The sequence below is a fragment of the Pseudomonas sp. BF-R-26 genome (assembly GCF_019947395.1).
GTDB classification, from domain to species: Bacteria; Pseudomonadota; Gammaproteobacteria; order Pseudomonadales; family Pseudomonadaceae; genus Aquipseudomonas; species Aquipseudomonas farris.
The window spans coordinates 156,637-180,249 of record NZ_JAGYGK010000015.1 but is presented as its reverse complement, the minus strand read 5'-3'; the positions used below and the strand labels follow the sequence as shown (position 1 = coordinate 180,249).

Below are 23,613 nucleotides of genomic sequence, written 5' to 3'. Positions count from 1 at the left end.
GAAAGAACCCTTGGCCTAAACGGGTCGCGGTGTTCCTGTAGGGCATCGCATGGCCTAAAGCTGTGGGAGTTCAGCTGTCTATCAATATGCCTTCAAAATAAAGGTCATCAAGACAGTTGCTCCCACAATGGACTGGGGCTGAATTAAACGAACAACTCCGACGCCAGACTCGCCGCCGACAACTCCTCTGCAAACTTCAACAACAGCGGCGCCAGTTCATGCAACCGCGCCCCCGGCATCCGCGCACTCGGCCCGGCGATGCTGAGTACACCGATCACCCGGCCATCACCCGGATGCCGCACCACTGCTGCAATCGCCGACGTGCCTACCGCCGAACTTTCCTCGACCCAGGCATAGCCCTGCTCCCTGGCCAGACGCAGGCGCTCGAGCAATTCGATGTTGGAGCGCGGTGCATTCGGCCCGAGGTCCTTGGGCCGCTCAATGCCCTGGCGTTCCACCAGCGACAAGGCCTCGGCATCGCTCATGCACGCCAGCCACGCATGCCCCGACGCAGTGTAAAACAACGGTGCATCGCGGCCCATGTCCGGGTCATAACGCAAGCCGGATCGGGCGCCCTGGGACTTGGCGATCCAGATCTGCCGCTCCCCTTCGATCACTCCAAGGCGCACCAGCTCACCGGTTTCATGGGCGAGGCGATCAAGCACCGGTTGAACGATATCCGCGCCGCTACTCGACAGGTAGCGGAAACCCAGGGCCACCAACTTGGTCGACAGGTGATACCGCAAATTCTCTGGGTTCTGCCGCACGTAGCCCAGCCGAATCAGCTCGGCGAGCAAGCGATGGGTCGCGCTTTTGGGGATATCCAGTTGCTCTGCCAGCGTCTGCATCGGCAGGCCACGAGGTTCACTGGTGAGGCTTTCCAATACGCTGAAAACACGTTCGATCTGACTGCCGGCCATGGGAGGTTCCACATGAAATTTGCCCGATTCTAGAAGACAACTCGCTGAATGCGAAATCTGGAACCCATGTCCGATGACCGCCCCCTTTGCACGCCAAAAGCATGTGGGTTTCACGACCCCTTACACATTTCATCCACGCCTCTTTGCCAGTGCGGTTATTCATAGACGCGGCGATACACGCCCCAATCTATGAGAGACCACAAACATGTTATGGAACAGAGCAAGACGCAGCGACAACGTAAATGACACTCGGGAGGGCAAGGATGCCCGCAAAACCACAGGGAAAATGATTGGCGCCACAGTGGCCGTCGCCACCCTGGCAGGCGCAGGACTTTACTCAACGGTGAGTACGACGCCGGATGACGTTCCCACCCTGCCAGATACACCGCCTCATCAATCCGCTGCCAGGGTTGCTGAAGATTCCCAGCTGATGTTCATTCAGTCCGTGCTGGGCGATACCGAAGACACCTGGAAACAACTTTTTGCGCAAACCGGCCGGCAGTACCCGGAACCCACACTGACCCTCTTTAGTGAAAGAGTGACCTCGGCGTGTGGCTTCGCAAACACAGCCAGCGGCCCGTTCTATTGCCCGACCAATCGCCAGGTGTATCTGGACCTGGAATTCTTTCGCGTCATGGCCCAGCAGTTTTCGGTGATCGGCGACTTCGCACAGTCCTACATCATCGCTCACGAAATCGGACATCACGTGCAGCTGGAACTGGGACTCTCCGCCCCGCTCGAGAAAGCCCAGACACACCGTCAACCAGTCACCGGCGATGGGGGTCTGGAAGTTCGCGCCGAGCTGCAAGCCGATTGCCTGGCCGGTGTGTGGGCGCACCATGCGCAAAGACGCCTGCTGTGGCTTGAGGCCGGTGATATCGACGCGGCGCTGCAGGCCGCTACGGTCTTCGGTGACGACCAACTGCAACACGCCAAAACCAACGTGATACGGCCAGAGACGTTCAGTCACGGCACCTCCGCACAACGGGTGACCTGGTTCTCGGCCGGCTTCGCCGCAGGCCGGATCGACGCCTGCGATACCTTCGCGGCCACGCAACTGTAGTGCACGCCTTGCAATGTAAATCGCTAATCTCCCCAGCGGTATAGAACCGGCGTCGCTTAGGGCTGTCAGACGACCGGACTGGCGCCGCTCTCACTCACCAGCAACACTCATCACCATGTTCAACGAGGATTCCCCCATGCTTTGGAAAAAAGGCCGACGCAGCGACAACGTGGTTGATGCTCGTGGCGATGATGTCGGTGGGGGTGGCGGTGGGATGCGCTTCGGCGGAGGCAAGGGCCTGAGCCTGACGGCGATCCTGTTGATCGTCGGGATCGGCTGGATCACCGGCCAGGACCCGATGCAGATCCTCGGCCAACTGACCGGGCAGATGAGCGAGCAATCAGCTCCGGCCCCCACCCAAACCCGCAAGGCGCCACCGGCCAATGATGAAGGGGCCGAATTCGTGCGCTCGATCCTTGGCGATACCGAAGACACCTGGCGCCAGATTTTCCAGCAGGCGGATCGGCAATACAAAGATCCGACCCTGGTGCTGTTCAGCAATCGCGTCAACTCGGCCTGCGGCCTGGCGACTTCGGCGACAGGCCCCTTCTATTGCCCCGCTGACCAGAAGGTCTACCTCGACATGAGTTTTTTCCAAGAGATGTCCCAACGTTTTTCCGCCGCGGGAGACTTCGCCCAGGCCTACGTGATCGCTCACGAAATCGGACACCATGTGCAGACCTTGCTCGGTGTTTCAGCGAAGATTGAGACCGCTCGCCAACAGGGCCGGCAGATGGAAGGCGACAATGGTTTGCTGGTGCGCCAGGAGTTGCAGGCCGATTGCCTGGCCGGCGTCTGGGCCAACAATGCGCAAAAACGTCTGAACTGGCTGGAACCCGGTGACATCGAAGAAGCCTTGAACGCCGCCAACGCCATCGGCGACGACCGCTTGCAACAGCAAGGTCAGGGCCGCGTGGTGCCGGACTCCTTCACCCACGGCACTTCGGCCCAGCGAGTACGCTGGTTCAAGGCCGGATTCGCACAAGGCCAGGTTGGCCAGTGCGACACCTTTGCAGCGAAGAATCTGTGATGCGTAAGTGGCTGCTGGCTCTGTTAATCACCTGCGCAAGCACTCAGGCTGCCGAGCAAGGGGTCAAGGCGATCAGTTCCGGGCGCTTGCTGCTGAGCGCCGGGGAAATTGCGGTGAGCATTGGCCCGACGCCGGCGAAAATCGAACGCGTACTGATCATCGTCCATGGTCGATTACGCAATGCGGAAACCTACCGCAAAAGCGCCGAACACGCAGCCGAGCAGGCCGGGCAAAGCGCGAACACCTTGGTACTCGCCCCGCAGTTTCTCAACGAAACCGACATTGCGAGCCAACCGGTGTCTGACAGCGTTTTACGCTGGCAAGGCAATGACTGGATGGCCGGCGGCTTATCCACTGCGCCGTTTACGCTGAGCTCCTATGCGGCGCTCGACGAAATCATCGCTCGGCTGGGTGATCGGCGACAGTTTCCGGACGTGAAGCAAATCGTCATCGCCGGTCACTCCGGTGGCGCTCAGGTGGTTCAGCGTTATGCCTTGCTGGGTCACCCTCAGCCAGCCCTCGATACCGAGGGCGTGAAAGTGCGCTATGTGATCGCCAACCCTTCGTCATACGCCTACTTCAATGAGCAACGGCCAGTGGCGTTCAGTCACGCGGGGTGTCCGAATTTCAATCGCTGGAAGTACGGGCTGGCGGATCTGCCCGCTTATGCCAATGGGCAAACACCTGCGCAACTTGAAGAAAGCTACGTCAAACGTGACATCGTTTATTTACTCGGGCAGCAGGACACCGACCCGAATCATCCGGCGCTGGATAAAAGTTGTGAGGCTAAAGCCCAGGGTGCTTCTCGATTGATTCGTGGGCGCAACTATTTCAATTATCTGAAGCGACGCCATTCTCAAGGGTTGAGTCAGCAGCTGATCGAAGTGCCTGGGGTCGGGCACAATGGGGACGGGATGTTTACGTCGCCTGAGGGGCAGAAGGCGTTGTTCGGTCAGTGAGTGTTTGTGGTGTCTGATCTGACACCTTCGCGAGCAGGCTCGCTCCCACAGTAGATCTGCGCCGGATGCAAATTTGCATTTCATGGAGATTAAAAATGTGGGAGCGAGCCTGCTCGCGATCGGGCCTTCAAGCCAGCAACATTTCTCGCAACGCCACGCAATCGGCTGCATGCCAATCAGTCAATTCCGGCCACGGATTATCCGGCAGATTCACCAGCACCGTCCGCGTCCCCGCCGCACGCCCGCAATCCAGATCGAAGCGGTAATCACCAACCATCACCATTTCGCTCGCCGGCACTTGCCAGGCTTCGGCCAGTTTCAGCAATCCACCAGGATGCGGCTTGGGCGGTGCTTCATCGCGGCCCAGTACATCCTCTGCCGCAAAGCAGTCGGCCAGGCCGATGGCCTCCAGCGTGACATGGGCCAGCTCGCGAGCATTGCGCGTGAGAATGCCCAGACGATAACCGCGTCCGGCCAACTCAAGCACCAGTTCCACCGCGCCCGGTGCCGGCTTCGAACCCAATGCCAGATCCCGCTCGTGCTCCAGCAGCCACGCGTGTTTGGCCGCCGCTTCATCAGCCGGCAGTGCCGCGAGATGGGTAAGGATGTCGTCTTCGGCGGGAATCGCCAACGCCACGCGAATCGCCGCGAAGTCATGCACGGCCACCGTCAGGGTGCCGTCCATGTCGAACACCCAGTGCCGCACCTCAGCCAGGCTCATGCCCAATCCTTGCGATGACGAATCAGGCCTTCCTGAGTGACCGAAGCCACCAGTTGCCCGGCACGGTTGAACACGCTACCACGGGAGAATCCGCGCGAATTGCCGGCCCACGGACTGTCCATGGCATACAGCAACCAGTCATCGGCGCGCAGGTCGGCGTGGAACCACAATGCGTGATCAAGGCTGGCGACCTGCATGTCTTTCTGCCAGACCGATTTGCCGTGGGGCAGCATCGAGGTGGTCAGCAGACCGAAGTCCGAAGCGTAGGCCAGCAGGTATTTGTGCAGCGCAGGGGTGTCAGCCAAGGCACCGTCGGCACGGAACCAGACGTATTTGATGGGATCGGCAGGCTGCGGGTTGTAAGGGTCTTTTTCGGTCACCGGTCGGACTTCGATCGGTTTCGGGCACAGCAGTTTTTCGCGCATGTGCTCAGGGATCAGGTGCGCGCGCTGCTGGGTGAGCTCCAGCTCCGACGGCAGGTTTTCCGGGCCGACCACTTGCGGCATCTCAGTCTGGTGCTGAAAGCCTTCTTCGTCGTACTGGAACGAGGCGCTGCAGGTGAAAATCGGATTGCCCTTCTGGATCGCCGTCACCCGACGCGTGCTGAAACTGCCGCCATCACGCACCCGATCGACCTGATACACCACCGGCAATTTGGCGTCGCCCGGGCGCAGGAAATAACCGTGCATCGAATGCACATGGCGCGCCGGCTCGACGGTCTGACTGGCCGCCGACAGGGACTGGCCGAGTACCTGGCCGCCGAACAACTGACGAAAACCCAGGTCCTGGCTGCGGCCACGGAACAGGTTTTCTTCAATCGGTTCCAGGGTCAGCAGGTCTACCAGATCTTCCAACACTTGGCTCATTCAGACTCTCCTCACACAACGCAATGCCGCGCAGTCTTGGCTGCGGCGGTCGATTCAGTTTATGGCCCGGTTCAACATGAGGGCCATTGTAAACGTCCGCGCCTGCTTATCCATGCAAGGTTTGCAGCCATTGCTCACGGGTGATGCGGTACAACACGTGCGGGCGCAGCGGATGATCGGCTGCAAGCCGCGGGTGCTCGAAGTCATCGGCAGGGGCATGGTGCATGCCGATTGCTTGCATGACTTTCTCGGATGGCAGATTGGTCTTGGTGGTGAATGCGACGACCTCTTGTAGCGCCAACCGGTCAAACCCGCAGCGCAGAGCGGTCCACGCCGCTTCGCCGGCATAACCCAGCCCCCAGTGCTCACGCGCCAGGCGCCAGCCGATTTCGATGGCCGGCGTGAATGGCGCATCGAAGCCGACCACACCCAGCCCGGTAAACCCGATGAACGCCCCGGTGTCCTTGCGCTCCAGTGCCCAGAGGCCGAAACCGTGCTCGGCAAAATGCCCGCGAATCCGCCCGATCAACGAGGCACTTTCCAGTCGACTCAAGGGTGCCGGAAAATAACGCATCACTTGTGGATCGGCGCACATCGCCGCAAACGCCGGTAAATCCTCGTCACGCCACTGCCGTAACAACAGTCGTGCGCTTTCGAGCTCCAGTATCGGCTCCATCTCTTCCCCCTTTCCTATCCCGCAAGTCTACATCGCTGGTAGGCACTGCACGAAAACTGCCTGCGCGACGATCATGCTGCGTTAAAAACAGGCTCGGAATGCTCATTTAGGTCCCCTAAACTCCGCGTCCTCGCCTGTTTTTGCCTTGCCTGATCGCCGCTCGGCGAGTTTTCATACAGACCCTAGGATCCTTCACTCATTCCTACATGCCTTCCTGTATAAATCAGCCATGCCCCTGCCATTGATCTACCACGAAGACTACAGCCCCGAGTTCCCGGCGGATCACCGCTTCCCCATGGACAAGTTTCGCCTGCTGCGCGATCACCTGGTGGACAGTGGCCTGACCCGCGACACCGACTTGCTGCGCCCGGACCTCTGCCCAGCGGAGATTCTCGCCCTCGCTCATGACCCTGCGTATATCGAACGCTACATGGACGGCGAATTGTCCCGCGAAGATCAGCGACGCCTCGGCTTGCCCTGGAGCGAAGCGCTGGCCCGGCGCACGGTGCGAGCGGTCGGAGGCTCATTGCTGGCAGCCGAACAGGCACTGGAGCATGGTTTGGCCTGTCACTTGGCCGGCGGCACTCATCACGCACATTACGATCATCCCGCCGGGTTCTGCATCTTCAATGACCTGGCGGTGATCAGCCATTACCTTCTGGAAAGTGGCCGAGTAAATCGCGTGCTGATCTTCGACTGCGATGTGCATCAGGGTGACGGGACTGCACGGATTCTGCACAACACTCCGGAGGCAGTGACCGTTTCCCTGCACTGCGAAAAGAATTTTCCTGCACGCAAAGCCGAAAGTGATTGGGACATTCCGTTGCCGATGGGCATGGGCGATGCCGATTACCTGAAGGTGGTGGACGACGCACTCAACTATTTGCTGCCGCTCTACCAACCGGACCTGGTGCTGTACGACGCTGGTGTCGACGTGCATAAGGATGACGCACTGGGTTATCTGAAGCTGACAGACGAAGGCGTCGCCGCTCGCGATGAAAGCGTGATGCGCCATTGCCTGGGCCGGGATATTCCGGTTGTCGGCGTGATCGGCGGCGGCTACAGCAAGGACCGCAAAGCCCTGGCGCGCCGCCATGGAATCCTCCATCACAGCGCCCAACGGGTCTGGCAGTCATCAGGTTGTCATTGATTTGTGGGCTTTACCCACAATGCCTGTGGAACCGCCTGTGGATAACCTGAGTGAAAGGGTCTGCAGGCCATGCTGCCTATAGCGTGCAACGGAGTGGTTGTTTTTTGATCAGCTCTTGAACACACCAATGATCCCTGTGGGAGCGGGCTTGCCCGCGATGAGGCCGGTACATTCAACATCATTGTTGCCTGACAGTCCGCTATCGCGGGCAAGCCCGCTCCCACAGTTATTGTGTACTGCTAGAATGCGCGGCTACTCCGCCATACCGCAGCTCTCGCCATGACCCAGCCCTCCACTTCCCTCCCCCCTCACGTCGCCATCATCGGCGGTGGCCCCGCCGGTTTGATGGCGGCTGAAGTGCTGAGCCAGGCCGGGATCAAAGTCGACCTGTACGACGGCATGCCTTCAGTGGGGCGAAAATTCCTCCTCGCCGGGGTCGGCGGCATGAACATCACCCACTCCGAGGCCTACCCGGCGTTCCTCTCACGCTATGCCGAACGGGCACCGCAGATTGCGCCGCTGTTACGGTCCTTCGGCGCCGAAGCGTTGTGCCAATGGATTCATGACCTGGGCATCGAAACCTTTGTCGGCAGCTCCGGCCGGGTGTTTCCCACAGACATGAAAGCCGCACCCCTGTTGCGTGCCTGGCTCAAACGCCTGCGCGATGCCGGCGTAGTTATCCACACCCGCCATCGCTGGCTCGGCTGGGATGACAACAGTGACTTGCGCATCGACAGTCCCGAAGGCGAAAAAACTGTTCAACCCGACGCGACCCTGTTGGCGCTCGGCGGCGGCAGTTGGTCGCGCCTCGGTTCGGACGGTGCCTGGATGCTGCCGCTGGAACAGCGCGGTGTAGGACTGGCGCCGTTGCAACCGAGCAATTGTGGCTTCGAGGTGCAGGCGTGGAGCGAATTGATGGTCAGCAAATTCGCAGGCGCCCCGCTGAAAAACATCGCCATTGGCCTCAATGACGATGTGCCGCGACTCGGAGAATGCGTGATCACTGCCACCGGGATTGAAGGCAGTTTGATCTACGCCCTGTCGGCACCGATCCGCGAAGCGATCAATCAACATGGTTCGGCAACCATTCACCTCGATCTGCTGCCGGGCAAGCCTGTGGATAAAATCCAGTCTGCGCTGAGCAAGCCTCGCGGCTCCCGTTCCATGTCCAAACACCTGCACAGTCAGCTTGGGCTTGATGGCGTGAAAGCGGCGTTGCTGCGGGAACTGACACCGGCCGACTACTTTACCGATCCGGCATTGCTGGCCAAGGCGATCAAGGCATTGCCGCTGACGCTGGTGAAAACCCGGCCATTGGACGAAGCCATCAGCAGCGCGGGAGGCGTGATGTTCGAGTCGATGGATGAACGTTTGATGCTCAAGCAACTGCCCGGCGTGTTCTGCGCGGGGGAAATGCTCGATTGGGAAGCGCCGACCGGCGGCTATCTGCTGACCGCGTGTTTCGCCAGTGGGCGAGCGGCTGGGTTGGGGATGGTGGAGTGGTTGCGGCGCAAGGATTGAAGACCGAGGCGCGTCCATCGCGAGCAGGCTCGCTCCCACACTGATCGCATTCTTTCAGAAAGAACTCGCTCCCACACTGGATCTTCATGTAGCGCAGATCAAAGTGGGAGCGAGCCTGCTCGCGATGACGGCTTAACAGGCGCCGCAGCTAATCAAGGCTTACGCTTACGCGGCCCGGTATTAAACACCGGCACTTTTCGCACAGGCTTGATCGAAGGCTCCGGCGCCGAAGCATCCCCGCTCTCAACCCACTTGCCCAAATTGCGCTTGCCGCCACTGGAGGTCTTGGGCTTCTTCGGTTTTTTCGGCTTCTTGACGACCTGACCGCTGGCATCGGTATCCGGCACGCGGTGCTCAGGCTCGAAATCCTGCTCCATCTGGCGAGTCAACGTCTGACGGGTCAACATCTCGATGGCTGACAGCTGATTCACCTCATCGGCGCACACCAGCGAAATAGCCTGCCCGGTTGCGCCCGCACGACCGGTGCGACCGATACGGTGGATGTAGTCCTCTGCCACGATCGGCAGGTCGAAATTGACCACCAATGGCAAATCTTCGATATCCAGACCACGCGCTGCCACGTCGGTGGCTACAAGGATCTGCACTTCACTGGCCTTGAAACGATCCAGTGCCCGCTGACGGGTCGCCTGAGGTTTGTCGCCGTGGATGCCGTCGGCATTGATGCCCAGGCCCTGGAGCTTTTCCACCAGCGCGTCTACGCCGTTACGGGTCTTGGCGAATACCAGCACCTGCTTCCACTTGCCTTTGCGCATCAAATGAACGAACAGTTCCGACTTGCGCTTCTTGTCCACCGTCACCACCCATTGCTTGACGGTGTTGGCAGCGACGTTGCGCGGGCTGACTTCGATGCTCAGCGGGTCGTTGAGCATTTGCCCGGCCAGCGTGCGGATGGCGTCGGAGAAGGTCGCGGAGAACAACAGCGTCTGACGTTTCTTCGGCAGGGCTTTATAGATATTCCCCAGCTCTTCGGAAAAGCCCAGATCGAGCATGCGATCGGCTTCGTCCAGCACCAGGGTTTGCAACTGGTTGAACTTGAGCGCGTTCTGGCGGAACAGGTCGAGCAAGCGGCCCGGAGTCGCCACCAACAGGTCGACGCCTTTGCGCAGCTTCATCATTTGCGGGTTGATGCTGACGCCGCCGTACACCGCGTACGTGCTCAACGGCAGGTTCTCGGCGTACTGGCGCACGCTTTCGTGAACCTGCTCGGCCAACTCGCGGGTTGGCACCAGGATCAGTGCGCGCACGGAGTTGGCGCTGACTTTCGGCCCTTCCATGGCCAGCAATTGCAGCAACGGCAAGGCGAAACCGGCGGTCTTGCCGGTACCGGTCTGGGCTGCTGCCATCAGGTCACGACCGGCCAGCACCGCCGGAATCGCTTGTGTCTGCACCGGCGTAGGGGTCTGGTAGCCGAGCGTCTCGAGAGCGCGCAGCAAGGGTTCGATCAGGCCAAGGGTGGCGAAAGTCATGGGAGTACCGTAGGAAAATTCAGCGCGGTTGTGCAAAACGAGTGTGCAATGGCGCGCAGTTTACCCTAATTCGCTCGGGATTCTGTCGGCACAACTACCGCAGGCCGATCGGCACCTCGGCGCCACTGCGGCAACCCGATCAACACCACGGCACTGATGATCACTGTCATGGCCAGCGCTTCTTCAATACCAATGGTCTCGCCAACAAATACGATACCCAGCAACACCGCCACCGCCGGGTTGACGTAGGCATAACTGGTGGCCGCCGCCGGACGCACATGTTTCAACAGGTACATGTAGGCGTTGAAGGCGATGATCGAACCGAAGATGGTCAGGTACGCCAGCGCCGCCCAGCCTTCGATCGGCGGCATGGCCTCAAGATGCTCACCGCTCACCGCGCTGCCGATCAACAACACCACGCCGCCCACCAGCATTTCCACCGCACTGGCCATCGCACCCTGCGGTAACGGCAAGTGTTTGCTCCACACCGAACCGAAAGCCCATGACGCTGCCGCGAACACCAGCAATGCCGCGCCCAACGGGCTCGATTGCAAATTGGAACCGAGGTTGAGCATGGCGATACCGATCAGCCCGAGCACAATCCCGGCCCATTCGAGACGGGTATTACGCGCGCCCCAGAAATATCCACACAACAAAGTGAACAGTGGCACCGTCGCCACCGCCAACGCGGCAACGCCGGAGGCGACACCGGTGTGTTCAGCCACGCTCACTGCACCGTTACCGCACGTGAGCAGCAAAATCCCGATAATCCCCGCCGCTTTCCACTGCGCCCACGTCGGTGCCGGCGCCCCGCGCCAGCGCAGGAACGCGTACATCAACGTCCCGGCGATCACGAAGCGGATACCGGCGAGCAACAACGGCGGCCAGTACTGCACGCCGATTCGAATCACCAGGTAGGTCGATCCCCAAATCACGTACAGCGCGAAAAAAGCAGCGATCAGCGGTAAGGAAAAACGGCGTATGCCAGGCATGGGCAGCTCGAGAACAAGACAAAGAGAGCAGCTATTCTAGAAAGGCCAACGGCAGAAAATAAGTTACAAAACCTGTTTATCGCACCGGTACACTTTTCAAAACACGGAGTTCAGCGCTATAAACCGTGCTTTCGAAAGTCAGCCTTTTTTCAGGAATGCCATGATGGACAAATACGACCGCATGCTCCTCAGCGCCCTGTTGGAAAACGGTCGTGCGTCCTACGCCGAGCTGGCGCGCAAGGTGAACCTGTCCGCTCCGGCGGTGGCCGAGCGCGTGGCCAAACTTGAGGCCTGCGGGGTGATCACCGGCTACCAGGCGAAAGTCGACATGTCCAAAATTGGCCTGCCGATCCAGTGCGTCATCGAACTGCGCCTGAACCAGCACGGCAATCAGAAAACCTACGACGAACTGATCAAAATCCCACAGCTCACCGAATGCCATCGCGTCACCGGCGATCCATGCGTGATCATGCAAGCGGCGGTAGGGTCGATGCCGGAGCTGGAAGAGTTGATCAACCGGATCGCCACGTTCGGATTCAGCAAGACCTCGATCGTGCTGTCCAGTGCCATCGAGAAGCGCGTGCCGTTGGGGCAGTTGGAAGGGAATGGCAAATCGTGATGTTGCACGGCCCCTGTGGGAGCGGGCTTGCCCGCGATAGCGGACTGTCAGTCAACAAAGATGTTGAATGTGATGGCCTCATCGCGGGCAAGCCCGCTCCCACAGGATTTGTGATGGGTCTTAAAACCCGCGATACCGCTTCAAATGCTCATTGATCTTCGCCGCCGGCACTTTCTGCAAACTGACGAGCAGATCATGGGACAACTCCCGCAGCCCATGCTTGCGCCGCAACTCTTCAGCCAAGTGCGCCGTCAGGTTGGCCGCCATCTCGGCATCGGCCATGGCCCGGTGAGCCTTGCCGGTATTGGGCAGGCTGGCGAAAGTGGTGAGGGTGCCGAGTTTGTGGTCCGGCGCGGCGGGCATCAGGCGGCGGGCGAGTAACAGCGAGCAGGCAAAGTTCTGCAAGCGTGTGCGTTTGATTCGCCCGAGCTCGTAGTCCCAGAACTTCTGGTCGAACGCAGCGTTGTGCGCCAGCAGCGGTGTGATGCCGACGAATTCATTGACCTCGTTCATCACCTGCTCGGCCGAGGGCGCGGTGCGCAGCATGGCGTTGCTGATGCCGGTGAGTTGCTCAATAAAGGCCGGCACCCGCACGCCAGCGTTCATCAGGCTTTGGTAACGCTCGACAATGCGCCCCTGTTCAAGAATCACCACGGCAATTTCCGTGGCCCGGCAGCTGCTGCTCGGGGAGAGTCCGGTGGTTTCAAAGTCGATGACTGCTATGCGTTCCAAACCTGTTTCAACTCCGTAAAAATCAATTCTTGAGCAGCAACGCGCCTTCGATCGGCACATAACGACTGGCGGCGCGGATCAGCGAATTGGCGGTGAGACCGGGTACGCCATAGGCCACCGCTTGCACACCGTGCTTGCTGATGATGCGCTCCAGCAGCATGTCGAAATCACCGTCGCCGGAGGCCAGCACCACTTCGTCGACATGGTCGGCGGCGTCCATGATGTCGAGGGTGATGCCCACGTCCCAGTCGCCTTTGGCAGAACCGTCGCTGCGCTGGATGTAGGGCTTGAGCTTCACGATGAAACCGAGATTGCGCAGGATCTGCTGAAACTGCTGCTGCTTGCTGTCGCCACGATCGATCGCATAGGCATAGGCCTCGACGATCTGCCCTTCTTTACTGACGTCAGCCCACAGCGCGGCGTAGTTGAAGTGGCAACCATAAGCCTGACGCACGGTGTAATAGAGGTTCTGGACATCGGCGAACACTGCGATTTTTTTCACCGTACATCCTCATTAGCGTGCCGAAGCGCGGGCAGGATCAGGCACCAGGCCCGAAAAGTTGCCCAGTATGCCAGCCCGAAGGATTGTTCCGCGAATAATCGGCCGTGTGGCGAGGGGGCTTGCTCCCGCTGGGGTGCGAAGCGGCCCCTTGCTTTAAAACCCAAGGGGCCTGCTACGCAGTCCAGCGGGAGCAAGCTCCCTCGCCACAGCTGTATCAGACGAAGGAATCGTCGTCGCCACCGAAGAACGATGAGCTGTCATCGCTGTAGTCGGCGTCGGTAAAACCGCCCTGATCATAGGAGTTGTCAGCCACGCGCTGATCTTCGCCCGAGCCATTGTCACCGCTCTGATCGTTGACCTGAGCCGGTTCTTCCTTGATGACTTCAACCACTTCCGGCTGCTGATTGTGCTGGAACAGGCTGCTGATGCCCTGCGCGAGCATCACGCCACCGGCCACGCCCGCTGCCGTTTTCAATGCACCGCTGAGGAAACCGCTGCCGGCCGCCTGTTGTGGTGCGTAATTTGGCTGCGGTGCGGCACCGAAATTCTGCTGTGGCGGCTGGGCATTGAACGATGGCCGCGCCGGTTCACGCCAGCCGCCAGTATTCGACGGGGCTGCGCTTTGAGTCGGTGCAGGCTGCGGATCACGGGAGCCACCACCGAAGATGCTCGACAAAAAGCCACCGCCGGTCGCCGCTGGAGCGGCCGTCTGCGCCTTGGCCGATTGCAGTTCAGCTTGCAATTGCTGGACTTGTCGGGTGAGTTGCTTGTTCTGTTCGTCGAGGCTCTTGATGGCTGCCTCTTGCACCAGAATCGCCTGGGTCATGAAATAGCCCGCCGCTGGCTGGCGAGTCAGGTGTTCCTTGATCCGCGCTTCGGCCTGGGCGTCGCGCGGGGCTGAATCCGTTTCGGCCTGTTGCAGCCGGGAAAACAGTCCATCGATCAGGGTTTGTTCTTCGCTGTTCATGGCGACCTCATAGATTGCCGGGAAAATCGTCGCCCTCATCCACGGTGGATAAGGTGCTCACCAGTAATGGGGCTGATACAGGATGTTTCAATGACCTTTACCGAACGTTTACGTTTGCGCCCCAAAGGGTTTCATCGGTTAAAGTGAGGCACTGCTTTCAACCTGCGATACCGACTGATGAATCCGTTCGACGTACTGCGTGACTCTCTGTATTTCTTCAAGCGCAATCTGCGCCAGATCGTGCAGCTGTGCCTGCCGCTGGTGATTTTCGAGGCGCTGCTGCAACAAGTGGTCGACCACTCCACCGAGCCGGACAGTTTCCCCGGCATCAGTGTATTGGTCGGCCTGCTGGTGTATCCGCTGTACACCGCCGCACTGATCCTGTTTCTCGATGCCCGCAGCCGGGGCGAATCGCCGCGCACCCGCGACTTGCTGGCGACCTCCGCGACCCTGTGGCCGCGCTTCGCCCTGCTGACCGCCCTCAATACGCTGCTGATCCTGATCGGCCTGTCGCTGTATTTCCTGCCGGGCATCTGGTTGATGGTGACGCTGGCGTTCGGCGAGTACCTGCTGGTGCTGCGCGGCCTGGCACCGCTGGCGGCGATGAAGGAAAGCCTGCGCCTGACCCGCGGAAACTTCCTGCGCATTCTGGTGTGCATTCTGTGCGTGATGGGCCCGCTGTGGGTACTCAAGGGGGCGACGCTGGCGGTTTACCCTGATCCGCAGAACCCGGTGATCTCACTGCTGATCGACAGCGCCCACAGCTTTCTGCAACTGTTCACCAGCGTGGTGGTGTTCCGTTTGTTCATGCTGATCGCCGATGCACCCGAGAAAGCTGACGGAGCGCTCTAAGCGCTCTACCCTTGGGCTTGGGCGCTGCTCTCGGTTATGCTCGGGGTCAATTTTGTAACGCTATAAGCCGAGCCATGACCCGTCTACTGCGCTACACCCTGCTGGGCCTGCTGATTGCCATTGGCCTGATTGCATTGCTGATCTACAGCCTGACCTGGCGCCCCCAGGCCAAGGAAGTGCTGCCGGTCAGTTGCAACGCCCAGGCGCCGACGCTGGTGCCCGGCCAGGCGCTGAAGGTGATGACCTGGAACGTCCAGTATCTGGCAGGCAAGCGCTACGTGTTCTGGAACGACCTGGCCGCCGGGAACGACGAGAGCCCTACACCTGAAGACATGGCCTTCAGCCTCGACGAAGTGGCGCGGGTGATTCGCGACGAGCAACCGGACATCGTGCTGTTGCAGGAGCTCGATGACGGTGCCAAGGCCAGTGACTACCAGAACCAGTTCAAATTGCTTCAGGATCGAGTCACCGACCTGTATCCGTGCAGCACGCAGGCCTTCGACTGGAAAGCCGACTTCGTACCTGAACCGCACATCTACGGCAGCGTTGGCCGGCAATTGGCAACCCTGAGCCGCTACCAGATCGAACACGCCGAACGCCTGCAATTACCGGTCGCACCGACCCATTTCATCAGCCGTCTGTTCAAGCCGAAAAACGCCTTGCTGGTCACTCACCTGCCATTAAGCAACGGCGGCCAAATGGCCGTGTTCAACACCCATCTGGACCGTGCCACCACCGCGCTCGACGAAACCTTGCAAAGCCAGGTGACAGCCGTGGCCAAGGTCCTCGACAAATATGAAAGCCGCGGCACGCCGTGGCTGATCGGTGGTGACTTCAACCTGTTGCCGCTGGGCCAGTATCGACGCCTGTCCGCTGAACAACGCACGCCCTACTCCGCCGACAGTGCGCTGCATGTGCTGTGGGACAAATACCCGATGATCCCCACCAACAACGAAGCCAGCGGTATCGACCGGGCGCAATGGCTGACCCATTACCCGAATGACCCGGGCTTGAACGGCCCGGACCGGACCGTCGATTACCTGTTTTACAGCCCGCACATCAAACGGGTCGAAGCGCGGGTGAGACAGGACGATACGTTACGGATTTCCGATCACTTACCAGTGATTGCACGGTTTCTGTTGCCGGCAGCGCCTTAGATTTGTGGCGTTAGTGAAAAAGATCGCAGCCTTCGGCAGCTCCTACAAGGGATCGCATTCCAATGTAGGAGCTGCCGAAGGCTGCGATCTTTTGATCTTCAGCTTTTACGAGGCTTGATCCGCGCCGTCGCCTCGGCCACCAGCGGATCATCCGGCCAGTAGTGCTTCGGATAACGCCCCTTCAAATCCTTCTTCACCTCGGCATACGTACTGCGCCAGAAGTTCGCCAGGTCCTGAGTCACCTGCACCGGCCGACGCGCCGGAGACAGCAGATGCAGTTTCACCACTTGCCGGCCACCGGCAATGCGCGGCGTCTCGGCCAGGCCGAACAGCTCCTGCAAACGCACCGCCAGAATCGGCGGCTGTTCGCTGTAATCCAGACGAATCGATGAGCCCGACGGCACGCTCAAATGATGTGGCGCCAGCTCCTCGAGCCGTTGCGGCAGCGGCCAGGGCAGCAGGTTGTGAACGATGCTCGACAGGTCCAGATTGGCGAAATGACTGAGCCGCGAGACTTTGCCCAGATAGGGCATCAACCAGTGTTCGAGACTTTTGAGCAGAGCGGTGTCACTGACATCCGGCCACTCACTCTCACCCTTGCTGCCAAGGTCCAACTGCCGCAATAACGCAACTCGTGCCTGCCACTGACGCAGTTCCGGAGTCCACGGCAACAGCTCCAGACCTTTGCGTCGCACCAGGTTCACCAGCGCCTGACTGCGGGCGCTTTCGTCGAGCCCGGTCAGCGGCTCACGGCTAAGAATCAACTCGCCGACCTTGCGCTGACGCTCGGCCCGCAGCACGCCTTCGCGCTCATCCCAATCCAGTTGATCGACGCAACGCACCTGCTCGGCCAGCACTGAATCGAACAACGCTGGATCGAAATCCGTCGCCAGATAAATCCGTTCTTCACGCTGGCCCTGACGACTGCCGAGATCGGCAATCACCAGCCACGGTTGCTTCATCAAGCTGTCCGCTTCAGCAAACAGCGCCGCACGACCGTTGGCCAATCGATATTCAGCGCCACCGGCCCGCCGTTGTTGGGCGACTCGGTCGGGATAAGCCAACGCCAGCAACGCGCCGAGCCAGCGCGGATGATCCGGATCGCCGACCGGTTCCGACGCTTTGCCCCGCAGGTAACCGCGATACTGCCGCGCCAGTTGCCGGGCCCGTTGAACACCACCCTGAGCGCCGCGTGCGGCCCGTTCTTCGCCGGACAACAGCACCAATCGGCTGTGCAGATCCGCGCCAGCGCCACGCAAAATATCCCGTTCACCGAGCAGTGCCGCGACATCGCAGGCCATGTTCGACAGGCCGAGCGCCTGACCACGTAACAGCAAATGAGCGATCCGTGGATGCGCCGGCAGTTCGGCCATAGCCTGACCGTGCCGAGTCAGGGCGTCCCCCTCCAGCGCGCCCAAACGTTCAAGCAGATCCTGAGCCTGTGCATAAGCCGCTGCCGGAGGAACATCGAGCCACACCAATTGACTCGGCGTCACGCCCCAACGCCCCAGTTGCAAGGCCAGCCCGGCCAGATCCGCCGAGAGAATTTCCGCACTGGCGTAAGCCGCCAGTTGCTCGTGCTGATCCTGCGACCACAACCGATAACACACCCCGGGCTCCAACCGCCCTGCCCGGCCCGCGCGCTGCGTGGCACTCGCTTTGGAAATGCGCTGAGTATCCAGGCGAGTCATACCGCTGCCGGGGTCGAAACGCGGCACTCGCGCCAGCCCGGCATCGATCACCACGCGCACACCGTTGATGGTCAGGCTGGTCTCGGCGATGTTGGTGGCCAGCACCACTTTGCGTTTGCCGGCGGGCGCCGGATCGATCGCGGCGCGTTGGGCGGCGAGGTCCAATTCACCATGCAACGGGCAGAGCAAAACCTGTGTGCTATCGCCCAGTGCATCGGCGAGTTGCTGATGCACCCGACGGATTTCCGCCTGCCCCGGCAGGAACACCAGCAGGCTACCGGTCTCATCGTTCAGCGCGTCGAGGATGGTCTGCACCACCCTTGGCTCGATGAATTCACCGGGTTGAAACTGTCGACCCCAGCGCATCGCCACCGGGTACATGCGACCTTCGCTGCGCAGAATCGGCGCATCGTCCAGCAATCCGGCCAGGCGTTCGCCTTCCAGGGTTGCCGACATCAACAGAATTTTCAGTGGCTGATCGTCACGAAACAGCTCCCGACCATTGAGGCTCAGGGCCAACGCCAGGTCGGCGTCGAGACTGCGTTCGTGGAACTCATCGAAAATCAGCAAGCCCACGCCTTCCAGCGCCGGGTCATCCTGCAAGCGCCGGGTGAGGATGCCTTCGGTGACCACTTCGATGCGGGTGTTGGGGCCGACTTTGCTGTCGAGACGAATCCGGTAGCCAACGGTTTCACCAACCTTCTCGCCCAGTTCACTGGCCAACCGCTCCGCCGCCGCCCGCGCGGCCAACCGGCGCGGTTCGAGCATCAGAATGGTCTGCCCGGCCAGCCACGGCTCATTGAGCAAGGCCAAGGGCACGCGGGTAGTTTTACCGGCGCCGGGCGGTGCTTCGAGCACGGCTTCGTGGCGTGTAGCGAGGGCTTCACGCAGGGCAGGTAAAACTTCATCAATCGGCAAAGAAATCATGCTGGCTCCCCAGGGCGTGCCCACAGTAAATTGCGAGTCGCGTTGAAGCTGTGGGCGTGCCAGGCAAGGCGCGGGACGCCGGTAAGGGTCGTTTCCTTACCAAGTCCCGCAACGCAGCATGGCGCGTCCACAGCTTCAGCCCGGAGGGCCGAACCCCTATAAAATTTATTAGCCGTCACGCGTGGTCGATCTGGAAAAAACAACTTCAATACTCAACTATCCCGGTGGGGGTGAGACGCGGCCGCAATTTACTGTGGGCACGTCCTGCCGCGGCGAGTATAACGGCGAACTGCTCGGTGTTTGTCGCGGTCCTAATTCATACAGACGCCCCTTCGTTTCCAGATGACTCAGGAGATTTCACATGCGTGCTCCCTTTCGCTTGATCGGCGGTGTATTGGTCGCGACCTTGCTGACCCAGGTAACGGCCTGCGGCTCGATTTTCTACCCGGATCGTCGCGGCCAGATCGACGGCAAGATCGACCCGGCCATCGCCGCGCTGGATGCCGTGGGTCTGCTGTTTTACATCATCCCCGGCCTGATCGCCTTTGCGGTGGACTTCGCTACGGGCGCCATTTACTTCGAGCCTGGCCGGACCGCCCAGGTGGCTCCGGAAAAACTCAAGGAAGCCATCGGTGCCGACGGCAAGGTCGATAACCATAAGTTGCAGACTATTCTCGAAGCTGAGTTGGGCCGCAGCTTCCCGCTGGACGATCCACGCCTGATCCAGCACAAGGGCAGCACCCAGCAACTGGCCATGTTCGGCCTGCAACCGGCCGCATAATTTATGCGTTCGAAGGGACACTTAAAGGAAACGCCGCACCTATGACCACCAGTACCGAACACGCCCGCCTGCTACGGTTGGCGACGCGCGCCTCGGTGGCGGTGGCGTGCATATTGATCGTCGCCAAAGCCATCGCCTGGTGGCTGAGTGGTTCGGTGAGCATGCTCGCAGGGCTGACCGACTCGGCCCTCGACGGCATCACTTCGCTGCTCAACCTGTTGGCCGTGCACTATGCCTTGCGCCCGGCCGACGACGATCATCGTTATGGGCATGGCAAAGCTGAATCATTAGCCGGCATGGCTCAGGCACTGTTCATCGGCGGCAGCGCGGTGTTGATTACCTTGCAGGCGATCGAACGGTTGAAACATCCAGAGCCGGTGGGTGCGCCGTGGCTCAGCATCGGGGTCATTGTGTTTTCCCTCGTGCTGACCATCGCCCTGCTGATATTGCAGCATCGGGTGATCAAAGCAACCGGCTCCAACGCCGTGCGCGCCGACTCTTTGCATTACCGCTCGGACCTGCTGCTCAACGGAAGCATCCTGGTGGCCCTGGTGCTGGCCGGCTTTGGCTGGCCTCAAGTCGACCCTTGGTTCGGCCTGGGGATCGCCGCTTACATCCTCTGGAGCGCCATTCACATCGCCCGGGAAAGTTTTGCAGTGCTGATGGATGAAGAACTGCCACCGGATGTCAGCCGCCACATGCTTGAACTGGCCTGCAGCGTGCCGGGGGTTCTGGGCGCCCACGATCTGCGCACACGGATCTCCGGCAACCATTGGTTCGTACAGTTGCATCTGGAATTGCCGGGGGAATTGACCCTGTCAGTCGCCCACGGCATCAGCGATCAAGCCGCCGATGCGATTCACGCCGCCTACCCGCGAGCCGAAGTGCTGGTGCACGCCGACCCGCAGGAAGTGGTGAACGCCGCCAGGGCTCAGTAACTCACCTGATAACCGCGACTGCTCAGGCAGTTGCCCTGTGCCTGTCGGTAGGCTTGCACCACCGACGGATCCGGTTGATAGGTGACGGCGCGCGGATCGAAACCGCTCTGCTCCACAGCCCAGCGATAACACTCGTAACCGTCCCGACTGACCTCCTCTGGCGACTGGCCGTTGGCCGGATACGCCACCACGTCATAACCACTGCTCACCGGTTGCGGCTGCACGGGTGGTTCGACCACGACGTACTCCTGCGTGCTCGCCTGGTAGGCGTAATACGCGCCGGCCGCCAGGAACAACAGTGCCCCGCCGATCCACACTTCGCGGGCGTAATCGGGCAAGTAGCGGACACGAATCCCGCGAGGCGGTTGAACCACCACATAACGCGGGCCTTGCGGGCGATACCAGTAACCGCCGGAATAGAAATAATCCTGGCCACGATACGGCACGCGGTAGTTGCGCTCCGGGAAGCGATCGATCACGTACCCCGGACGATACTGCGGGCCGGGGCCCCAGCCATTGCCGTGCCCATCCGGGCGACCGGGCCAGCGACGGTCATCATGACGCGAGCCCTGACCGCCAGTCTGCCAATTCCGGTTGTCATTGTTGCGCCGCGGTTCGTCCTGATAGTAGCCACGCCGGGGCTCCTGGGTCTGGCGCACGGTGTCGGGCCGGCCCTGGATCGGCAGATTGTTACCGGGTTGTTGCGGCGCTCGCTCCTGAACATTGGAGTCGTGCTGTACACGGTTCTGCCACTGGCCACCCTGAGTATTGGGATCGTGCGAGGGACGGTTCTGACGCTCGCCGCCCTGATTCTGGTCGTGGAGCTCGAACTTGCGGCTGTTATCGCCACGAATGATTTCGTTGCTCTGCTGGCGAGGCTGATTGTTACCGTCATGACCCTGACCTTTGCCCTGATGATCCGCCCCACGCTCCCCGCTATCGGGACCACGATATTGCGGCTCATCGGCCAGCGATTGCGCACTGACACTCACACACAGCAAACCAACACCGGTCAAACGCCAGATGCGCGACTTCATGCTTTTCCTCACTGCGGGTTAGGGCCTGTACATAAGACTGGGAAAAGCACAGGCCGGTTCTGCAACAGGTTATCAGTCACACAATTTATTTATTGAGGGTTCGCTGCCAAATTCCGGGCAATAAAAAAGGGAGACCCGTCGGCCTCCCTTTGAGAACTTCGTCCGTGCTCGACGCTTATGACGTCGGCTCACCTCACGCCGTCTTCTGGACAGTGTGTAGCTCGGGGGCCGACACATCCCCGGTGGGGGTGGCGACCGCAGCTGGCCTGATTGGGCGAGCCGCATTGGACTGTTTGTCCGAGCAGTGATTCTGGTGATAAGAATAGGCCCGGAGCGACGACAGAGGATTGCGAAGATTGCTCAAATAAACATCACTTGCGCAATTTTTAACTCAGGATAGATAATCCGCCGCAATAGTTATGACAAAGGCCAGATTGATGAGCAAACTCGACCGATACGACTTGAGCATTTTGGCGGAATTACAGCGCGACGCGCGCATCTCCAATCAGGAGTTGGCCGAACGCATCGGCCTGTCGCCTTCGCCTTGCTCGCGGCGGGTCAAGCAACTGGAAGACGACGGTTACATCACCCGCCAGGTCGCCTTGCTGGACCGCAAGATGCTTGGCCTGAGCCTGACAGCCTATGTTCTGATCGGCATGGACCGCCATACTCCCGAGCGTTTCGAGAACTTCGAAGCCGCCATTCGCACCTTGCCGCAGGTGCTGGAATGCAGCCTGGTGACGGGGATGGATGCGGATTATCAGCTCAAGGTAGTGGTGCCGGACATGGATCACTATCAGAAACTGCTGCTAGGGCATCTGACCCGGATTGAAGGGGTGACGAGTGTGCGATCGAGTTTTGTGTTGAATCAGGTGCTCAACAGCACCGAGTTGCCGCTGACTCATTTGCGCAGCTGAGAATGCCTTTGTGTCGAGGGGGCTTGTCGGAACGCCGCATCGCCCCGTTCGGCCGCGCAGCGGTCGTAAAATCAGAGAACGCGGCGTGTCAGGTACAACTCATTGGCTGGTTTTGGGGCTGCTGCGCAACCCAACGGGGGCAAGCCCCCTCGCCACAGTGCGGCACACTGCCGCAGGTCAATGCTCCGCCAATCCCCCATGGCGTATACTCCAGCGCCTTTTAGCCCCACCCACGCTGGAGATGTTCAATGGATCCTGCAGTACTCGAAGAGTGGATGATGACTGGACTGGTCAGCATTCTGATCATTTTCATGGGTTTCATCGTCTGGGATCTGGCGAAAAAATCCAAGGCCGGGCGCTTCGGCTCGTTCATTCTGTTCTTCGTACTGGGGCTGGGTGTGGCCGCATTCGTGATCAAAAGCGTGGTGATCGGCCTGATCGAATCCGGCACTCTATAAGCGCGCTGGCACTTCCTTCCACTGGCCCTGATCGAGCCCTTCGATCGACCAGTCACCGATCCTGACCCGCACCAGGCGCAACGTCGGCAAGCCGACCGCCGCGGTCATGCGCCGTACCTGACGGTTGCGGCCTTCGCGAATCACCAGCTCCAGCCAACTGGTCGGCACGCTTTTACGAAAGCGCACTGGCGGGTTACGTGGCCACAGCTCAGGCTCATCCAGCTGTCGCGCTTCGGCCGGCAACGTCATGCCGTCGTTCAGCTCGACGCCATCGCGCAAGCGCTGCAACTGCTCAGCGGTTGGCTCACCTTCCACTTGTACCCAGTAAGTCTTGGCCAATTTGTGTTTCGGGTCGGCAATTCGCGCCTGAAGCTGACCGTCATTGGTCAGCAACAGCAAGCCTTCGCTATCGCGGTCCAGCCGTCCTGCCGGGTAAATCCCCGGAATCTCGATGAAATCCTTGAGCGTCGCCCGCCCTTCGCCGTCGCTGAATTGCGTCAGCACATCGAAAGGTTTGTTGAACAGAATCAGCTTCGGCTCGGCCGGCGGCGCTTTGGCGACACGGCGCGGGGCTGATTGCGGGTTGTTCGCGCCAGGGCGGCGAGAGACGGGACGTTGTGGACGAGACATGGGAAAAGGAACATCTAACG

General features: G+C 60.3%; 24 protein-coding genes. 12 read left to right on the top strand and 12 right to left on the bottom strand.

The features are described from left to right. Positions 1-143 precede the first annotated feature (143 nt). Positions 144-920, bottom strand: coding sequence for an IclR family transcriptional regulator (locus tag KGB18_RS22830; protein WP_123720499.1), 777 nt, complete (start codon positions 918-920; stop codon positions 144-146). A gap of 205 nt (positions 921-1,125) precedes the next feature. On the opposite strand from KGB18_RS22830, the gene KGB18_RS22825 reads away from it, so the two are divergent. From KGB18_RS22825 to KGB18_RS22815, 3 genes are all read left to right on the top strand, one after another. Then, positions 1,126-1,983 (top strand): neutral zinc metallopeptidase, encoded by an 858-nt coding sequence (locus KGB18_RS22825; RefSeq protein ID WP_223570503.1) that lies wholly within the window; start codon positions 1,126-1,128, stop codon positions 1,981-1,983. 136 nt (positions 1,984-2,119) lie between these two features. Beyond that, positions 2,120-3,013 carry a neutral zinc metallopeptidase gene (locus KGB18_RS22820; protein WP_123720501.1) on the top strand — a complete coding sequence of 298 codons (894 nt, stop codon included), beginning with the start codon at positions 2,120-2,122 and terminating at the stop codon, positions 3,011-3,013. Then, complete coding sequence (locus KGB18_RS22815; RefSeq protein WP_223570502.1) at positions 3,013-3,972, top strand: alpha/beta fold hydrolase; 960 nt, start codon at positions 3,013-3,015, stop codon at positions 3,970-3,972. The genes KGB18_RS22820 and KGB18_RS22815 overlap by 1 nt, the downstream gene beginning before the upstream one ends. Positions 3,973-4,099: 127 nt before the next feature. Here the strand turns inward: KGB18_RS22815 and KGB18_RS22810 are convergent, their stop codons facing one another. From KGB18_RS22810 to KGB18_RS22800, 3 genes are all read right to left on the bottom strand, one after another. Further along, the gene (locus KGB18_RS22810; protein ID WP_223570501.1) at positions 4,100-4,693 is read right to left on the bottom strand and encodes an HAD family hydrolase; all 594 of its coding nucleotides are present in this window, start codon (positions 4,691-4,693) and stop codon (positions 4,100-4,102) included. Continuing rightward, positions 4,690-5,559: an acyl-CoA thioesterase II gene (gene tesB, locus KGB18_RS22805; RefSeq protein WP_007895344.1), complete on the bottom strand. Its 870-nt coding sequence runs from the start codon at positions 5,557-5,559 to the stop codon at positions 4,690-4,692. The genes KGB18_RS22810 and tesB overlap by 4 nt, the downstream gene beginning before the upstream one ends. A gap of 106 nt (positions 5,560-5,665) precedes the next feature. After that, entirely contained in the window at positions 5,666-6,235 is a 570-nt protein-coding gene (locus tag KGB18_RS22800; RefSeq protein WP_123498613.1) for a GNAT family N-acetyltransferase, read from the bottom strand. A gap of 229 nt (positions 6,236-6,464) precedes the next feature. Between KGB18_RS22800 and KGB18_RS22795 the strand changes: the two genes are divergently transcribed. Continuing rightward, positions 6,465-7,385, top strand: a complete 921-nt coding sequence (locus KGB18_RS22795) for a histone deacetylase (protein WP_123720505.1) — start codon at positions 6,465-6,467, stop codon at positions 7,383-7,385. Positions 7,386-7,664: 279 nt separating this feature from the next. Continuing rightward, positions 7,665-8,906 carry a TIGR03862 family flavoprotein gene (locus KGB18_RS22790; RefSeq protein WP_223570500.1) on the top strand — a complete coding sequence of 414 codons (1,242 nt, stop codon included), beginning with the start codon at positions 7,665-7,667 and terminating at the stop codon, positions 8,904-8,906. Positions 8,907-9,058: 152 nt separating this feature from the next. On the opposite strand, the gene KGB18_RS22785 is transcribed toward KGB18_RS22790, so the two are convergent. Both KGB18_RS22785 and yedA read right to left on the bottom strand, forming a co-directional pair. Beyond that, on the bottom strand, positions 9,059-10,393 hold the full coding sequence (locus tag KGB18_RS22785; RefSeq protein ID WP_038981420.1) for a DEAD/DEAH box helicase: 1,335 nt from the start codon (positions 10,391-10,393) through the stop codon (positions 9,059-9,061). 65 nt (positions 10,394-10,458) lie between these two features. Further along, positions 10,459-11,385: a drug/metabolite exporter YedA gene (gene yedA / locus KGB18_RS22780; protein ID WP_201062086.1), complete on the bottom strand. Its 927-nt coding sequence runs from the start codon at positions 11,383-11,385 to the stop codon at positions 10,459-10,461. A 163-nt stretch (positions 11,386-11,548) separates the two neighbouring features. Here yedA and KGB18_RS22775 point away from each other — a divergent pair, with 163 nt between their 5' ends. Beyond that, positions 11,549-12,004 carry an Lrp/AsnC family transcriptional regulator gene (locus tag KGB18_RS22775; protein WP_123720508.1) on the top strand — a complete coding sequence of 152 codons (456 nt, stop codon included), beginning with the start codon at positions 11,549-11,551 and terminating at the stop codon, positions 12,002-12,004. A 120-nt stretch (positions 12,005-12,124) separates the two neighbouring features. Here KGB18_RS22775 and KGB18_RS22770 read toward each other — a convergent pair whose 3' ends face one another. The 3 genes from KGB18_RS22770 to KGB18_RS22760 all read right to left on the bottom strand — a co-directional run bounded on the left by KGB18_RS22770 (position 12,125) and on the right by KGB18_RS22760 (position 14,205). Then, positions 12,125-12,736, bottom strand: a complete 612-nt coding sequence (locus KGB18_RS22770) for a PolC-type DNA polymerase III (RefSeq protein WP_007895390.1) — start codon at positions 12,734-12,736, stop codon at positions 12,125-12,127. Positions 12,737-12,758: 22 nt separating this feature from the next. Then, the gene (locus KGB18_RS22765; RefSeq protein WP_030129509.1) at positions 12,759-13,238 is read right to left on the bottom strand and encodes an NYN domain-containing protein; all 480 of its coding nucleotides are present in this window, start codon (positions 13,236-13,238) and stop codon (positions 12,759-12,761) included. A 214-nt stretch (positions 13,239-13,452) separates the two neighbouring features. Beyond that, positions 13,453-14,205 (bottom strand): DUF2076 domain-containing protein, encoded by a 753-nt coding sequence (locus tag KGB18_RS22760; RefSeq protein WP_201062084.1) that lies wholly within the window; start codon positions 14,203-14,205, stop codon positions 13,453-13,455. A gap of 177 nt (positions 14,206-14,382) precedes the next feature. Here KGB18_RS22760 and KGB18_RS22755 point away from each other — a divergent pair, with 177 nt between their 5' ends. Together KGB18_RS22755 and KGB18_RS22750 are read left to right on the top strand one after the other, a co-directional pair. Then, a complete protein-coding gene (locus KGB18_RS22755; RefSeq protein ID WP_123720510.1) occupies positions 14,383-15,057 on the top strand; it encodes a YciC family protein in 675 nt (224 codons plus the stop codon). Positions 15,058-15,131: 74 nt separating this feature from the next. Then, positions 15,132-16,214 carry an endonuclease/exonuclease/phosphatase family protein gene (locus KGB18_RS22750; protein ID WP_201062082.1) on the top strand — a complete coding sequence of 361 codons (1,083 nt, stop codon included), beginning with the start codon at positions 15,132-15,134 and terminating at the stop codon, positions 16,212-16,214. A 98-nt stretch (positions 16,215-16,312) separates the two neighbouring features. On the opposite strand, the gene hrpB is transcribed toward KGB18_RS22750, so the two are convergent. After that, positions 16,313-18,832 carry an ATP-dependent helicase HrpB gene (hrpB, locus tag KGB18_RS22745; RefSeq protein WP_223570499.1) on the bottom strand — a complete coding sequence of 840 codons (2,520 nt, stop codon included), beginning with the start codon at positions 18,830-18,832 and terminating at the stop codon, positions 16,313-16,315. Between the two features lie 361 nt (positions 18,833-19,193). Here hrpB and KGB18_RS22740 point away from each other — a divergent pair, with 361 nt between their 5' ends. Continuing rightward, entirely contained in the window at positions 19,194-19,613 is a 420-nt protein-coding gene (locus KGB18_RS22740; RefSeq protein ID WP_123720513.1) for a polyribonucleotide nucleotidyltransferase, read from the top strand. Between the two features lie 41 nt (positions 19,614-19,654). Continuing rightward, positions 19,655-20,551, top strand: coding sequence for a cation diffusion facilitator family transporter (locus KGB18_RS22735; RefSeq protein ID WP_123720514.1), 897 nt, complete (start codon positions 19,655-19,657; stop codon positions 20,549-20,551). Here the strand turns inward: KGB18_RS22735 and KGB18_RS22730 are convergent. Next, the gene (locus KGB18_RS22730; RefSeq protein WP_123720515.1) at positions 20,545-21,588 is read right to left on the bottom strand and encodes a DUF6515 family protein; all 1,044 of its coding nucleotides are present in this window, start codon (positions 21,586-21,588) and stop codon (positions 20,545-20,547) included. The genes KGB18_RS22735 and KGB18_RS22730 overlap by 7 nt on opposite strands. 437 nt (positions 21,589-22,025) lie before the next feature. On the opposite strand from KGB18_RS22730, the gene KGB18_RS22725 reads away from it, so the two are divergent. Then, positions 22,026-22,505, top strand: coding sequence for an Lrp/AsnC family transcriptional regulator (locus tag KGB18_RS22725; RefSeq protein ID WP_007894448.1), 480 nt, complete (start codon positions 22,026-22,028; stop codon positions 22,503-22,505). Positions 22,506-22,753: 248 nt separating this feature from the next. Next, entirely contained in the window at positions 22,754-22,963 is a 210-nt protein-coding gene (locus tag KGB18_RS22720) for a DUF2788 domain-containing protein (protein WP_007894445.1), read from the top strand. Here KGB18_RS22720 and KGB18_RS22715 read toward each other — a convergent pair. Beyond that, positions 22,958-23,593, bottom strand: a complete 636-nt coding sequence (locus KGB18_RS22715; protein ID WP_123720516.1) for a pseudouridine synthase — start codon at positions 23,591-23,593, stop codon at positions 22,958-22,960. The genes KGB18_RS22720 and KGB18_RS22715 overlap by 6 nt on opposite strands. Positions 23,594-23,613 lie beyond the last annotated feature (20 nt).